Below are 15,314 nucleotides of genomic sequence, written 5' to 3' on the forward strand. Positions count from 1 at the left end.
GGAAAACATCCCCACGCGATGGGGCGGAAGCCACCCCCGAGCAGACGAATCCTGTGAGGACTGCGGGTCCCGTTAGGGGCCGAGAAAAGCCCAAAAGAGATTATCGTAGGTTTTTTTAACCAGGACTGAGGACGTTCATGAATTTGGGATTCCATCCCTGTGGTACTAAAGAAAATTTTTATTTCCTTTTCCGTATGGAAACACCAGCCTGCCGTATCCTGGTTGCTGACGGGGTTCTGCCCGAACATGGGCTCGCGATATCGACCCCAGCCTTATTCGCTTCCCGACCCACTTTTTGTCGCAGAGGACCCCTGCCCCCCACTCATCGAAGAGGACGCCCCGCTGGACGTGGAGGAAGAACTCGTGCCGCCTGATGCATTACCTCCTGACGCACTGCTGGATGAACTCGTCGCCATCTTCATAAGACTCGCCTTTACTGCGGTATCAATAATCTGTGTCACCTTAGATGTACTCATGGCCTTTGTGACATCCATTTCCAAGGTCTTTTGAAACGTAGGACTATTGACCACCATGAGTAAGGCTTTCTCCATGGTGGACTGGCCAGCCGGCGTCATCAACGCTTGTTGCAACTGCGACGTGGAAACCGTTTCCGCTATCATTTTTTGCATTTTCGGTGTTTCCATCTCATCGCGAACAGCTTTTTGAATTTGCATAGAGGGTTCCGTCCCGCCTGAAGCCCCAGATGCTCCCCCCGAGCTCCCTGATGACGCACCGCTCGCAGACGAGGAACTGCCCGAGCTAGCAGTGCCCTCCGTTTGATTCGTTGAGGCTGTACTGCCATGTTCTGGGGCGGGAGCTCCCATGGTAAAGCTGCAGCCCGCAGCAGTCCACAGCAGCAATCCCGTAGCCGTTACCATGAAGGTCTTACGAAGCCCATTGTGCACTAGTGGCACCTCCGAACAGTTTCATGTGTTCAGAATGCCCCATTAACCTAAAATTTACTCTAACGCCTCAAGCGCAATATCGTGCCGCATGCAGCTGAAAGGAAAATCAATGGCGGTCACTTGCTGGTAACTGTGGCGCCGCGCCTCGGAAATGCTGGCTCCAAGTCCTACAACCGTCAATACCCGCCCACCATTCGCTTGAAGTTGTCCCTTCGGATCACGGCGAGTCGCCGCTTGGAAGACAATCGCCTCTTCTGTCGGCGTTATCGCGAGCGGCTGCCCACGCCGAGGGGTTTTCGGGTAGCCGTCAGAGGCTAGCACGACCGCGACGGCCGCACGGGCGGGTTCGGGCAATGTTTGAGCATGTAAGTGCCCTTGGCCCAATTCCCACCACCACTGAATCCAGTCCACATCCAAAATCGGAATAATAACCTCCGTTTCGGGATCGCCCATCCTCACATTAAACTCGAGCACCATGGGACCTTGCGCCGTCATCATAATACCGACGTACAACACACCGCGGTAAAGTAAATGGTCTTTTTGGATTGCTTGCATCAAGGGGTCGAGCACGGCGGTTTGAATCGCCTTTCGGTCTGCATCCGTCAGCCACGTGACGGGCGCATACGCCCCCATGCCGCCGGTATTGGGACTCTGCGGATCTTCGCTTAAGCGCTTATAATCTTGGGCTAATGGCATCCATACATAGTCTTGGCCATTCGTCAAAATATGCACCGAGACCTCACGTCCGACAAGACAAGCTTCGGCAATCACCCCATCGTCATAAACCGTCGGATCCTCCGACCACTCCGCAATAGCTTTTTTGGCCACTGTCTCGTCAGCCGCTACCACGACCCCCTTGCCTTGCGCCAAGCGGCTTTGCTTAAGTACCAAGGGCCACTCAGCATATTGCGCAGTGTAGGCGGCCAACGCGCTAGGTTCATGAAATAATGTCCAACGAGCAGTTGGAATGTGATGACGGTCCATAAACTCTTTAGCAAACGCCTTGCTGCTCTCCAGTCTGGCTGCTTCTTTGGAAGGCCCCACCACAACATGGCCTTGAGCTCGCAAGTGGTCCGACAAGCCTTCGGCTAAAGGGCCTTCCGGTCCAATGATGACCAACAACGGCCCGGACTGCTGACTTGCCCACTGCACAATATCGGCTACGGTGTCCAATCCGAGGCATGAAGCCCACTGTTCCATACCCGGGTTCCCGGGAGCTGCATACAACGGCACCTGGGGCGCTTGTTGCGCTAACCCCCACAAAATCGCATGCTCGCGAGCGCCTGATCCGATCACCACAATCCCTTGCATATCGCGTAAAGCTAGCATGACCATCGCCTCCTGTTCCTTGCGCACTTTTTAATGCCGAAAATGGCGCTCTCCCGTAAAGAACAGGGGAATTCCATGGGCGTTAGCGGCGTCAATGGACTCGTTATCCCGCACCGAGCCACCTGGCTGAATTACAAGCCCAATGCGGTGCTTCGCGGCTTCTTCCATCACATCCCCAAACGGGAAAAAGGCATCGGATGCCAAAACGGCGCCATGGGCCTTATCACCCGCTTGAGCCAGTGCTTGCCTGGCCGCATCAATGCGGTTCGTTTGCCCTCCACCTATTCCCACGGTCATGCCCTCGTTCACAACAACAATCGCATTCGACTTCACAAATCCCACAGTTGCCCAAGCTAGCGTAATATCCTGTTCGTATTCTGCCAGTGATACCGCCGGTCCCGCCACTTGCTTTAGCGACTGCCACGGAACGGTAATACGGTCGCGCTCCTGGACCAAAAATCCACCGGTTACCGTGCGAATTTCCTCTGACTGCTCGGGCAACACAAAGGGCATCTCCAGTACTCGCACATTCTTTTTGGCGCTCAACACCTTTAAAGCCTCATCCGTAAATCCTTCCGCAATGATAACTTCCAAAAAAATCTCCGTGAGGCGGTTGGCCAATGGCGCATCCACGATGCCATTTAAGGCCACAATGCCTCCAAAGATCGATACCGGATCGGCCTGATACGCTTTCTCATATGCCTCAGCGAGGCTTTGCCCCACCCCCGCGCCGCAGGGCGTCTGATGCTTCACCGCCACCGCAGCCGGTGCCGTCAACGTCGCGGCTAGACGCCAAGCGGTGTCAGCATCCGCTAAATTGTTATAAGACAAGGCTTTCCCTTGATGAAGCTTTGCACTCTGAAATCCGACGTCCCGTGTCTGGGCATAAAACCCCGCGCGTTGATGAGGATTTTCTCCATAACGCAACATGCCCGATTTGCGGCCTGCCACGACGTATAGTTCCGGTAGCTCCGCTTGGTGGCCTTCCCAATCCCCAAAACTCTGCGCAATTAAAGCATCATAGTACGCAACATGGTTAAAGGCCTGATAGGCCCACCGCCGCCTCTCTTCCACTGTCACGGCATGAAGCGGCTTGGCCAGAACGGTGGCATATTGACTAGGATCAACCACCACGGCCACGTGCTGGAAGTTCTTGGCCGCAGCCCGAATCAAAGCGACGCCACCAATATCAATTTTTTCAATTAGGGTGGCTTGATCCGCCCCTTGGTTGAGAAATGCCTCAAAGGGATACAAGTTCACAACGACCGCCACCACATGGGGTGCGTCAACTTTTTGACGGTCGGTAACATCGTCAGGGGTTTCCCGTGATAAAATTCCCGCATAAATGCGCGGGTGCAGTGTTTTCACGCGGCCGCCTAATATCTCTGTAAAACCCGTCAGGTCTTCCAACGACTTGACGGTTAAGCCGTGATCTCGTAAGTATTGATAAGTTCCGCCACTCGCTAACAACCCAATGCCTTGATCCACAAACCCCTGGGCTAATTCCACGATACCCGTCTTATCACTAACGCTTAATAATGCCCATTGATCCACGATTTAGACTCCTCCCAGATTACATGTTCTCCTTCAAGATGAACGATCCCCTTGTCGACCGCCTCCACAATTCGAGGATACAGACGGTGCTCATGATGCTGAATACGTTCCCGCAAGTCGTCCAACGTATCTTCGCGGTACCGTGGTACCGCCGCCTGTGCGATGATTGGGCCCGTGTCATGGCCATCATCCACAAAATGGACTGTAACCCCGGTCCAAAACACGCCATGAGCAAAAGCTTGCTCGATGGCATTAAGACCCGGAAACGAAGGCAGCAAGGCGGGATGCAAGTTGACGGCCCGCCCCCTGTAGTGGGCGATGACTTCAGGGCCCAACCAACGCAAGTACCCTGCCAACGCCAATGCCTCAATGTTTTCTTTTTGCAAAACCGCTAACAAAGCTGCATCAAAAGCTTGTCGACTTTCATACGCTTTCGGAAGTAAAACAACCTGAGGCACGTGATATTTTTCGGCTACCTCGAGCGCCCGGACGTTGGCCTTATGCGAAATGACCAAATGCACCGCATTGCCATATTCCAACATGGCTTCTAAGTTGCTTCCATATCCCCCCACAAGTGCCGCCCATTTCATTCCCATACCACCCCTTGACCTTGACCTTGGGTAATCCGCCCAATGGGATAGGACGCCACTTGGTGCTGCGCGAGGATGGTCTGGGCTTGACCGACTCGGTCTGGCGCCACAACAACCGTAAAGCCGATACCCGCATTGAAGGTCCGATAAAACTCCTGATCCTCCAGGCAGCCCATTTCGGCCACGCGACTCATCAAGGGTAAAATCGGCCATGACTGTTTGCGAATAACGGCCGCGACCCCTTCGGGCAAGGTCCTAGGAAGATTGTCTACTAAACCGCCCCCCGTAATATGCGCCATAGCCTTGACGATGGCATGATCCCATAAGGCCCGAACGGCCTTCACATAGATGCGAGTTGGGGTTAAGAGCGCACTGCCCCATGAGACGCCGTTGTCCTCAAACAGAGGGGCGTTCAAATCGACGCCGTTGTCCGCAATGATGCGCCGGACCAATTGGTAACCGTTAGAATGAAAACCGCTGGAAGCTAAGCCCAAAACGACATCTCCCGGCTCAGGGAGAGCAGGCGGTACATAGCGCTGATGACCCACAGCAAAGCCCGCTAAATCAAAATGCCCTGGGGCATATAAATCCGGCAATTCAGCGGTTTCGCCTCCCAAAAGCGCACAGCCCGCTTCCAAACACCCCTGAGCGATGCCCGCCACCACCGTTTCAATTTCCTCGGGAATGACCCGGTGCGTAGCAATATAGTCGAGAAAGAATAACGGCTCACCCCCTTGGGCGAGAATATCGTTGACATTCATGGCCACCAAGTCTATGCCTATCGTATCTAGCTTGTTGAGCTGCTGGGCCAATAATAATTTCGAGCCCACCCCATCAGCCCCGGCTAACAGGACTCCAGCCTGATTCCACGCAAAGGCGCCCGCAAATCCTCCAACACCCGCTAACACTTCGGGACGCTGGGTTTTTTCCGCCCAGGGCCGGATTTTCTTTACCGCTTCGTTACCCTGGTCAATATCCACACCCGCGTCACGGTAATTCATGGGCCGCTTTGGCTCCGGCATCACTAATCTCCCTTCACCCCGATAGGTCGTTGCATCAGCGGCAAAACTGGCTGTTCCTCTAAAGGAACGGGATAGCCTGCCCCGAAACACGCCATGCACCAGCCCTGTTGCCCAAGACCGGTTTTTAGTCCCTGAAGCGACAAATAGGCCAAAGAATCGGCCCCTACCATCGTACGAATCTCTTCAATGTTCATATTGCGAGCGGCGAGTTCTGTAGCCCGGGACGTATCAATCCCATAGTGGCACGGATCGGTATAAGGCGGCGACGCAATCCGCATATGGACTTCCGTAGCTCCCGCTTGCCTCAGGAGTTGCACTAAGTGGCGAGATGTGGTACCTCGTACCAAACTGTCGTCCACCAAAATCACCCGTTTGCCAAATACCACATCACGAACCGCCGACAACTTCATTTGCACAGCCGATTCACGCAAGGCTTGACTGGGTGCAATAAACGTCCTTGCCACGTACCGGTTTTTGACCAACCCAAAATCAAAGGGTAACCCCGACGCTTGGGCATATCCCATGGCGGCAGGAATGCTAGAGTCCGGCACCCCTACGACGACATCGGCCCGGGCTGGGGCTTCTTGCGCCAAGATCTGTCCTAGGCGTCGCCTCACAACGTGCGTGCTTTGTCCTTCCATACGGGAATCCGGTCTGGCAAAATAAATCATTTCAAACGCACATAAGGCCCGTTCCGACTTTTTTTCGACGAAACGGTCCGTCTCTATCCCATCGTCATTAATACGCACCAGTTCCCCGGGTTCGATATCGCGCACGTAACGAGCCCCAACCACATCAAAAGCACACGACTCCGACGCCAAAATATAGGCCCCTTCTTTGGTCTGTCCCAGAGCCAAGGGCCGGATGCCGTGGACATCGCGCGCGCCATACAGGGCTTGTGGCGTTAACACGGTAAACGCAAAGCCTCCTTCTAACAGGCGCAATGACTCCTTTAGTGCATCATAAAAAGACGGCTCAGCACTCCTGGCAATCAAATGAGCCAACACTTCACTATCCGTTGTCCCTTGAAAGATCGCTCCTTGGCTTTCAAGACGTTCCCGCAAGGACTCCCCATTCACCAAGTTGCCATTTTGCCCCAATGCCAACAAACCAAATCGGGTCTTCATCAGCAACGGCTGGGCATTGACTAATGAAGATTCTCCCGTCGTGGAATAGCGCACATGGCCAATCGCCGCGTGGCCAATGCGCTGGCTTTCTTGCTCGACCTTTAGCGCCTCGGTGACCAATCCCATGCCCTTATTCACGGTAATGGCGTCCTCATGCAAGACGGCCAATCCTGCGCTTTCTTGGCCCCGATGCTGCAGGCTAAATGTCCCCCAATAGGACTTCAGCGCGGCTTGAGGATCGCCATAGATGCCAAACACGCCGCATTCATCGTGCAACTCCTGTGCCATGTCTACCCCCTATAACCCTGTGCAAACGTCCGTTCGAGTTCTTCCCGGCTATAGTGTAACGTCTTGTGCGCTCTGAATTGCAGTGCCCCATCTAGCGTGGTTTGACCAATAACCCGCACTGTAACCGACTTTGGGCTCTCCTCCAAAAGGCGTGCCGTTGACTCCGGCGTTGAAAAAATCAAAAACTGGCCAACCGCTTCAGAAAACAACCATTCTACTACAGGGTCGTCAGCTTTCACCGTGATCCCTAGCTTTTCCGGTGCCTTTATGAAGGCCCGACTCATCGCGACAAAAAGCCCCCCCTCTTCAATGGTTCGAAGCGCTATACCAGGTGCCGTGCGTGCCAGGCTTGTCACCCATGCCAATACCTCGGCAAGCTGGGTAAGATTCGCCCGCGGGTAGGGAGTCAGGCGCGGACTATATAGCGATTCAAAAATGCTACCGCCAAGCCCTAAATCCTCAGGACCAACCCACAAGATATCCATGCCCGCCGCCATAGGCGCATCGGGAACGGGTTCAAGAGGACAAGAATGGCGTCCTACCGCACCAATGACCGCCGTTGGCCAAATTGGATGACCACTGGTTTCGTTATGCAACGACACATTGCCTCCGGTTACCGGCACACCTAGGGCTTGACTCGCATCAGCAATCCCGGCCAACAAGGCCATAAGGTCTTGAAATACGTCCTCTCGATCTGGATTGCCCGCATTGATCCCATCGGTTAATCCAAGGGGCTGCGCGCCTTGCGTTGCGAGCAGCGATATAACGCGAGCCACGGCCGCCATCCCCCCGCTGTAGGGGTCGAGCGCTGCATAGCGTCCAGGGCCCCGGACTGCTATAGCCAACCCAGCGGTAGAGTCTTTCACCCGCAACACTGCCAAAGGATGGTCAGGCCCCCAAACGGTGTTTGTCAAGATCATGGAGTCATATCGCTGATAAATAGGCGCGCGGCTTTTACACTCTGGAGCGCCCAAAACGTTCAAACCCCATTCGCGCTCAAGTGTCAGCGGCTTAAAGGCTGGCATGGACGGCACAAGCTGGCGCCCTTTATCCCGCCCATTAGCCGGTACCGGCTTGAGCGGACAAGCGCCGGCCAGAATTTCTGGTGGCAAAACGGCTTGCCGAGGGTTGTCCCGCGTCCCAATCACTAACAAGGGTTCCTCCGTCACCTCGCCAATGACACGATGCGGCAACTCCCAGTGGTTCATAATGGCCTCGATGGCTTCCAAATGATGAGGAGCCACAATCAACAGCATGCGTTCTTGGGTTTCGGACAACATAATTTCATAAGGCGTCATATGCGGTTCACGACACGGCACGTCGTCGAGCCAAACTTGAGCTCCCACCTGCGACCTATAAACCAATTCCGCAATAGCTGACGTTAAGCCGGCCGCGCCCAGATCTTGCACAGCGTCCAACAAGCCTGTTTCCACAGCGGCCAAGGTGGCTTCCATAAGCAGCTTGCCCATAAACGGATCCCCCACTTGGACGGTAGGCCGCATGTGTTCTGTGCCTTCGCCAAAGTCCTGCGATGCTAAAAGACTGGCGCCATGAATACCGTCACGGCCCGTGGGCTGTCCTACTAACAGAAGATACGATCCCGGTCTTGCCCCGCGCGCACTAATCTTACGTTGAGCCGGCAATAATCCTACGGCCATCACATTCACTAAAGGATTTTTATCGTAGACCGCCCCATAGCCGACCTCACCCGTCACGGTGGGAATTCCGATAGCATTGCCGTAGGCCCCCACCCCTTCGACCACCGCGTGTTGCAAGTGCTGGGATGGGTCATCGGTACCAAAGCGCAAGGAATCCGCCAACGCTACCGGCCTTGCCCCCATGGCCACAATATCGCGTAAGATGCCCCCAACCCCTGTCGCTGCCCCTTGGACTGGCTCCACGTACGAGGGATGGTTGTGGCTTTCGACCTTAAACGCCACATGAACTTTGTCGTCCAATTGCACCACACCCGCATTTTCTCCGGGGCCTTGGACAACAGCCGGGCCGTCATGTGGCAACCACGCCAGCAAATTTTTGGAACTTTTGTAACTGCAATGCTCCGACCACAATACGCCAAACAATCCCAACTCCAGGTCATTGGGCACGCGGCCCATCTGATCACAAATATGCGTGAACTCTTCGGCCGTCAGCCCTACCTCTTCGTACGTCATTGGTCTACCTCCCCAAGCCAGGCCTTTAAGAATCTACGGCCATCCACCGAGCCTAAATATTGGGCCATGGCCCGTTCGGGATGAGGCATTAGTCCCGTCACACTTCCTTGGCTAATCCCAGCAATATTGGCCACCGAGCCATTAGGATTAGTCAGGGCATGCACTTGTCCGTCGGGGTCGCTATACTGCAAAAAAACCTGTCCCTGATCAAAAAGTGTGGAAAGAAAACCGGGCTCCACCGCAAAGGCTCCCTCATGGTGGGCAATCGGCATCCGTAACAAATCCCCCGTTTTAAGACCCACAAACCCCTGGGGCACAGAGACGACTCGCAGCGTTTCCCATGTGCAAAGAAATTCTCCAGACACGTTAGGACGCAATGCGCCTGGCAAGAGTCCTCGTTCACATAAAATCTGAAACCCGTTACAAATGCCTAAAACCGGCATCGCCTGTGTGGCGATGGCCTGCTCCACACTGGCCATGATCGGGGCTTGCGCTGCTAAGGCGCCACTGCGCAAATAGTCGCCATAAGAAAAGCCTCCAGGTAAAATCAGACGGTCAACCGGGGGCAATTCCGTCTGCTGGTACCATAACGGCACGCCCTCCACCCCAAGCGCAGCCAAAGCGTTCAACGTATCATCATCGCAATTCGAGCCAGGAAACGAAATGACACCGACTCTCATGCTTCCACCACCTGCACGGTATACGTCTCCATAACAGGATTGGCGAGCAATCGTTTCGCCATCTCGCGCCCAGCTTCTAAGGCCCTGTCCTGGTCTTGGGCTTCGACTTGCAATCTGATTTGTTTGCCAATCCGCACGTTGTCTACGGCATACCCCATTTGTTGGAGCACTTTCGTCGTCGATTGCCCGGCCGGATCTAAGATTTCCTCTTTCCAGGCCACATTGACTATGAGATCAAACGTCATGACATCACCCTTTTCAAGACTTCCTGGTACGCATCTTCCACGCCACCTAAGTCGCGGCGAAACCGATCTTTGTCCATTTTTTGCAACGTTTCTTTGTCCCAGAGCCGGCAGGTATCGGGAGAGATCTCATCGCCCAGGACCAAAGCATGCTCTTGGATGCCGAACTCCAGTTTAAAGTCCACAAGAATTAGGCCGCGCTCTTCGAAAAAATTCTGCAGTAACCGATTAATGTCGCGGGCTTGCTGCTTGAGTTGGGTAACCACGGCAGGTGACGCCGCCTGTAAAACCCGAATGTGGTCGTCATTCAACAAAGGATCTCCTAAAGCATCATTCTTGTAATACAATTCGATTACGGGTTCATCCAAAACCGTGCCTTCCGCCAGGCCCAACCGTTTCTCAAGTGAACCCGCCACCCGGTTGCGTACCACGACTTCTAAAGGCACCATTTGCAAATGGGACACGACAAGCCGCCGTGCATCTAGTTGCTCGCGAAAGTGCGTTGGAATGCCATGCGCTTCTAAATATGTCATTAATCGGGTGGTAATCGCCGCATTGACTTCGCCTTTACCGGCAATTTGGCCCTTTTTTTCGCCATTAAAGGCTGTCGCATCATCCTTAAAATCTACAATCACCACACGGGGATCGGTTGTCGCATACACTTTCTTGGCTTTGCCTTCATAAAGCAGTTCTGTTGCCGTCAACATCGCATGTCCTCCTTGAATAACTCGAATACCGCTTAGGCTTGGGTAAGTCCCAGACGCTCATAAATGGCGTCGACTTCCTTGAGATAAGGGTCAACTGAAAACAAGCTGGCAATGTGTTCAGGAGTCAAGTAGCTAGCAATCACAGAATCTGCAAGGACCCGTTCGCGAAAGCTGACCGCCGGATCTGCGGACGCTTCCATGGCGTGGTGCTGCACTCGTTTATAAGCCTCTTCGCGCGTCATCCCCGCCTCGACCAGCGCCAACAACAGTTTCTGGGAAAACACCAAACCGCCCGTCATATCGATGTTTTGTCGCATCCTACGGGTATTCACGGTCAAGTTTTCCATAATGCGGCCCATCACATCGAGCAGGTAGTCCGCCAAGGTTGTCGCATCGGGCAAGATGACCCGCTCCACCGACGAATGCGATATATCGCGCTCATGCCACAATGCCATATCTTCCAAAGCCGGCACCACATAACCACGCAACACGCGCGCCAGTCCTGACACTTGCTCGGCCATCACCGGGTTTCGCTTGTGCGGCATGGCCGATGATCCCCGTTGGCCTTCGCCAAAGGGTTCGGCCAATTCCCCCACTTCGGTGCGCTGCATATGGCGAATTTCCGTAGCCATTTTATCCAACGTCCCCGCTAAAATCGCTAAAGCCGTGATGACTTCGGCATGGCGGTCCCGCTGCAGAACTTGGGTCGACAATGGCGCCGGTTTCATCCCCATTTTTTCTGCCACTTGGGCCTCAATGACCGGAGGAATATTGGCATAATTGCCAACCGCCCCCGATATTTTTATCACGCTGATATTCTCTGTGGCATGCACAATGCGTTCTCTATCCCGTTCAAGTTCCAACCACCATAACGCAAGTTTGAGACCAAAGCTGGTGGGTTCAGCATGAATCCCGTGGGTGCGCCCCATCACCGGCGTGTGGCGATGTTCAAGCGCCAGCTTTCGCACGGCCTGCGACAATCGTGACACGCCCTCTTGGACAATCATAAGCGCATCGCGCGTTAAGGATGCCAACGCCGTGTCGACCACATCCGTAGACGTCAAACCAAAATGAATGTATTTCGCGTCTTCAGGATCTACGGTTTCACCTGCTGCATTAATAAAAGCAATCATGTCGTGATGAAATGTCTTTTCATACTCATCCACCCGTTTGGGATCGACGGTAGCCTTAGAAAGTCTTGCCGCCACACCATGGGGAATCTTTCCCAGTGTCTCCCATGCTTCTACGACATAGCGTTCCACATCCAGCCAGCGGTCATAGCGATTTTGATCCGACCACAACTCCTGCATCACGGGCCGCGCATACCGATTAATCACCTTGGGATCCCCTCTCTCACAGTAACCGAACATTACACGGTAATCTTATATAAATTGTTCGGAAATGTCGACCCTTCCCGTCCGCCTTTCCAAAAAAAAGTGGCCATAGCTAATGTCCTCTATGGCCACTGTCCTTATTCCTCATCCTTTAGGACTTATTCCCATTCAATGGTCCCCGGGGGCTTTGAGGTCACATCGTAGACCACCCGGTTTACATTCGGCACTTCTCCAATAATCCGGTGCGCTAACGTTTCCAGCAAGTCCGGATCCAAGCGCACCCAATCCGCCGTCATCCCGTCATCGCTTTGCACCGCGCGCACAACAATCGGATAGCCATAAGTCCTTTGGTCGCCCATAACCCCCACCGACCGCACGTCCAACAACACGGCAAACGCCTGCCAAATCGCGCGCTGCAGTCCACGCGCCTCAATCTCTTGACGCACAATCGCGTCCGCTTGACGCACAATCTCCACTTTTTCCCGGGTGACTTCGCCCACGATTCTCACCGCCAAACCCGGTCCCGGAAATGGCTGACGCCAGACAATACTCTCCGGCATCCCTAAGGCTAATCCGACATTGCGTACCTCATCTTTAAATAGCCAGCGCAAGGGTTCAACGATGGTGAAACCCACCTCTTCCGGTAGTCCTCCAACATTGTGATGGGATTTAATCGTCCGTGCATTTTTCCCTCCGGACTCAATAACGTCGGGATAGACAGTGCCTTGAATCAACACGTCAGCATGTCCGGCAGTGCGCTTGGCGTATTCAAACGCCGCAATAAATTCGCGTCCAATGATTTTCCTTTTGGCTTCCGGATCTGTGACACCCTTGAGCGCGTCAAAAAATACATCCGCACGGTTGATGACATGTAAGTCCAAGGTTGGAAAAGCACGCACCACTTCTTCAATCTCACCCGCGCGCATCAGGCCGTGATCAATCAAAATGGCGCTTAATCGCGGGCCTAGCGCTTCATGTGCTAAAGCCGCCGCCACAGCCGAATCCACGCCGCCGGACAATGCAATGAGCGCACGTCCCGCGCCCACCTCCCGTTGAATTTGCGCAATCGCTTCCGGAATGAATTGAGCAGGCTCCCAAGAAGGGGTTAAGTGAGCTACGTCAAATAAAAAGTTCTCTAGCATTTGAAATCCGCCCTCTGTATGGCGAACTTCGGGATGATATTGTACGGCCCATAAGTTCCGTGCTGGATCGGCCATCGCTGCGATAGGCGTCGTCGCGGTATGTGCTAACACACGAAACCCGGGAGGAGCACGAAATACATGATCTCCATGACTCATCCAAACCGTCGATTGGGCGGGAATATGCGTAAACAGTGGGCTAGAGTCGACGTCCAGCTCCATCATCGTGCGACCATATTCTCGTTGAGCTGCCGGCTCAACTCCGCCCTCCAACAGCTTGGCCATCAATTGCATGCCGTAACAAATGCCTAACGTGGGAATCCCCAAGGACAAAATACGCGGATCCATGGTCGGGGCCCCTGGTTCAAAAACACTCGCGGGCCCGCCCGACAAAATAATCGCCTGCGGTTGCTTGGCTTTTAACTCGTCCAAGGCAATGTCTCCAGGCACGACTTCACAAAAGACATGGGCTTCGCGTACCCGCCGCGCAATAAGTTGATTATATTGCGCTCCAAAATCTAACACTAACACTCCAGAGTTCATGCGTCTGTCCTCACCAACTTACAGACATCGGGCAAATTACGGTAGCGCTCGCCCACATCAAGTCCGTATCCCACAACAAACTCGTCGGGGATTTCAAATCCTTTGTAATGTAAGGGCACCGCCACCTGCCGTCTATCCGGCTTGTCTAGCAATGAGCAGATTTTCACGCTGAGAGCGCCGCGCGATTTCACATGGCCGTAAATATAGTTCAGCGTAAGACCTGTATCCACAATATCTTCCACGACTAACACGTGGTGGCCTTCAATGCTGTGATCAAGATCTTTGATAATGCGTACAACTCCACTAGATTTGGTTGAACTGCCGTAGGAAGACAGCGCCATAAAATCCACAGAAATGGGCAAATCAATATAGCGGACGAGGTCGGCCAAAAAGATAAAAGAGCCCTTTAAAATCCCAATTAAAATCAACGGCTTGTTTTGATAATCCAGCGTAATCCGCTTGCCGAGGTTCTGAACTCGGCTAGCGATCTGCTGAGCCGATAACAACACTTCTAATCGTTCTCCTTGCGCGGCTTGCAATGCTTAATGGTCTCCCTTCGTATCTCCCTGCCCGTCCTTGTGCTCACGAGCCAAACGGCGCATAATGTCTTGGCGATTAATCAACGGGTACAGCGAATCGCGGTGGACATCGGCCCGCCGCGCAATCAGCTTCCCCTGAAAGTAACTCTCCGCATCCCGTTCCACCTCGTCAAAGTCGTGGCGGTACGTGGCCGTATCTTCCTGTTGCAGTTGAGCACGCACCTCTTTCAAGGTGACCCCGTGATCAAGCAACGCTTTAATATATTTGAGGCGGTCAATATCCCCCTGGCTATAAAGACGCTGATTACCCTGAGTACGTCCCGGCGCTAACATCCCCAGCGTCTCATAATAGCGGATGCGTCTTTCTGTCAAGCCGGTCGCCTCTTTGACAACCCCAATAGAGAAAGATGGCTGGTCGGAATGGCTGCCACTTTTCATAAAACATCTCCTCGTGATAAAACCCCTGTGTTCCTGTCAATATCTTACCGAACTTTAACAACAAACTAAACCCGTTGACGAGAATTTGGCAGGGGTCCAAAACCCCTGCCATCATTTTCGACTTTCTATAATCGTTTTACGCCTGTTCAAGTCGGGTTTCTGTTCGTTCTTTGAGGATACGTTCCAATCGCTCAATTTGTTGATGCGATTGCCCGAGTTTATACGACAACTCCTGCATCTCCCGTGCCTGACGGTCGACACGGTCCTGCCGACGCCGCATCTCTTCCGTAAAGACATCCAACAATTGATTCATCATCGATTGCTGAGACTCCATAATCTTCATGAAAGGCGGCCAAATTTCTTCCCCAATGCGGCGAGAATGCGACACGCCAGCGCTTCCTTTATCCGATTTGGTCCGGATAATTTCCCGACCGGCTTCTAAATCCTGGGCTAACTGACGAAATCCTTCGCGGTCCGATTGTAACAGCGCATGGGTATCCACGAGGTAGGGACGACCGGCCACCCCTTCTTGCCGTTTCGCCGGCAGCTTTCCTCGCCGAATATCGGTGCGCAACGCGACAGCCAATTCTGGAGCCGCTTCAATAAGCTGAGATAATGTCACTTCCACTGGTTAGGCCTCCTTAACAGCGATTCGTCTATCTTCAGCCTTCCCATTTTTACCCATTTCAATCCATTGCCATACTTT

Annotated in this window: 15 protein-coding genes; all 15 read right to left on the minus strand. The window is 53.6% G+C overall.

The features are described from left to right. Positions 1-272: 272 nt before the first annotated feature. A complete protein-coding gene (locus CO251_RS01855; RefSeq protein ID WP_242968207.1) occupies positions 273-905 on the minus strand; it encodes a hypothetical protein in 633 nt (210 codons plus the stop codon). A 54-nt stretch (positions 906-959) separates the two neighbouring features. After that, positions 960-2,234 (minus strand): phosphoribosylamine--glycine ligase, encoded by a 1,275-nt coding sequence (purD, locus tag CO251_RS01860; RefSeq protein WP_242968210.1) that lies wholly within the window; start codon positions 2,232-2,234, stop codon positions 960-962. A gap of 30 nt (positions 2,235-2,264) precedes the next feature. Beyond that, positions 2,265-3,788 (minus strand): bifunctional phosphoribosylaminoimidazolecarboxamide formyltransferase/IMP cyclohydrolase, encoded by a 1,524-nt coding sequence (gene purH, locus CO251_RS01865; RefSeq protein WP_103374114.1) that lies wholly within the window; start codon positions 3,786-3,788, stop codon positions 2,265-2,267. After that, a complete protein-coding gene (purN, locus tag CO251_RS01870; RefSeq protein WP_103374115.1) occupies positions 3,767-4,378 on the minus strand; it encodes a phosphoribosylglycinamide formyltransferase in 612 nt (203 codons plus the stop codon). Before purN ends, purH begins: the two co-directional genes overlap by 22 nt. Next, positions 4,375-5,400, minus strand: coding sequence for a phosphoribosylformylglycinamidine cyclo-ligase (purM, locus tag CO251_RS01875; RefSeq protein ID WP_242968213.1), 1,026 nt, complete (start codon positions 5,398-5,400; stop codon positions 4,375-4,377). The genes purN and purM overlap by 4 nt, the downstream gene beginning before the upstream one ends. A gap of 2 nt (positions 5,401-5,402) precedes the next feature. After that, positions 5,403-6,815: an amidophosphoribosyltransferase gene (gene purF / locus CO251_RS01880; protein ID WP_103374116.1), complete on the minus strand. Its 1,413-nt coding sequence runs from the start codon at positions 6,813-6,815 to the stop codon at positions 5,403-5,405. 2 nt (positions 6,816-6,817) lie between these two features. Next, complete coding sequence (gene purL, locus CO251_RS01885) at positions 6,818-8,986, minus strand: phosphoribosylformylglycinamidine synthase subunit PurL (protein WP_103374117.1); 2,169 nt, start codon at positions 8,984-8,986, stop codon at positions 6,818-6,820. Continuing rightward, positions 8,983-9,666: a phosphoribosylformylglycinamidine synthase I gene (purQ, locus tag CO251_RS01890; protein WP_103374118.1), complete on the minus strand. Its 684-nt coding sequence runs from the start codon at positions 9,664-9,666 to the stop codon at positions 8,983-8,985. Before purQ ends, purL begins: the two co-directional genes overlap by 4 nt. Continuing rightward, positions 9,663-9,911 carry a phosphoribosylformylglycinamidine synthase subunit PurS gene (gene purS, locus CO251_RS01895; protein WP_103374119.1) on the minus strand — a complete coding sequence of 83 codons (249 nt, stop codon included), beginning with the start codon at positions 9,909-9,911 and terminating at the stop codon, positions 9,663-9,665. The genes purQ and purS overlap by 4 nt, the downstream gene beginning before the upstream one ends. Continuing rightward, the gene (purC, locus tag CO251_RS01900; protein ID WP_146038955.1) at positions 9,908-10,612 is read right to left on the minus strand and encodes a phosphoribosylaminoimidazolesuccinocarboxamide synthase; all 705 of its coding nucleotides are present in this window, start codon (positions 10,610-10,612) and stop codon (positions 9,908-9,910) included. Before purC ends, purS begins: the two co-directional genes overlap by 4 nt. Positions 10,613-10,647: 35 nt before the next feature. Continuing rightward, positions 10,648-11,952 (minus strand): adenylosuccinate lyase, encoded by a 1,305-nt coding sequence (purB, locus tag CO251_RS01905; RefSeq protein WP_103374121.1) that lies wholly within the window; start codon positions 11,950-11,952, stop codon positions 10,648-10,650. Positions 11,953-12,107: 155 nt separating this feature from the next. Continuing rightward, positions 12,108-13,631 (minus strand): glutamine-hydrolyzing GMP synthase, encoded by a 1,524-nt coding sequence (guaA, locus tag CO251_RS01910; protein ID WP_103374122.1) that lies wholly within the window; start codon positions 13,629-13,631, stop codon positions 12,108-12,110. Beyond that, positions 13,628-14,170 carry a hypoxanthine phosphoribosyltransferase gene (hpt, locus tag CO251_RS01915; protein WP_103374123.1) on the minus strand — a complete coding sequence of 181 codons (543 nt, stop codon included), beginning with the start codon at positions 14,168-14,170 and terminating at the stop codon, positions 13,628-13,630. Before hpt ends, guaA begins: the two co-directional genes overlap by 4 nt. 3 nt (positions 14,171-14,173) lie before the next feature. Next, on the minus strand, positions 14,174-14,608 hold the full coding sequence (locus tag CO251_RS01920) for a MerR family transcriptional regulator (RefSeq protein WP_103374124.1): 435 nt from the start codon (positions 14,606-14,608) through the stop codon (positions 14,174-14,176). A gap of 136 nt (positions 14,609-14,744) precedes the next feature. Next, complete coding sequence (locus CO251_RS01925) at positions 14,745-15,236, minus strand: hypothetical protein (RefSeq protein ID WP_103374125.1); 492 nt, start codon at positions 15,234-15,236, stop codon at positions 14,745-14,747. Between the last annotated feature and the right edge of the window lie 78 nt (positions 15,237-15,314).

The sequence above is a fragment of the Sulfobacillus sp. hq2 genome (assembly GCF_002903155.1).
In the GTDB taxonomy this organism is placed as follows: domain Bacteria; phylum Bacillota; class Sulfobacillia; order Sulfobacillales; family Sulfobacillaceae; genus Sulfobacillus; species Sulfobacillus thermotolerans.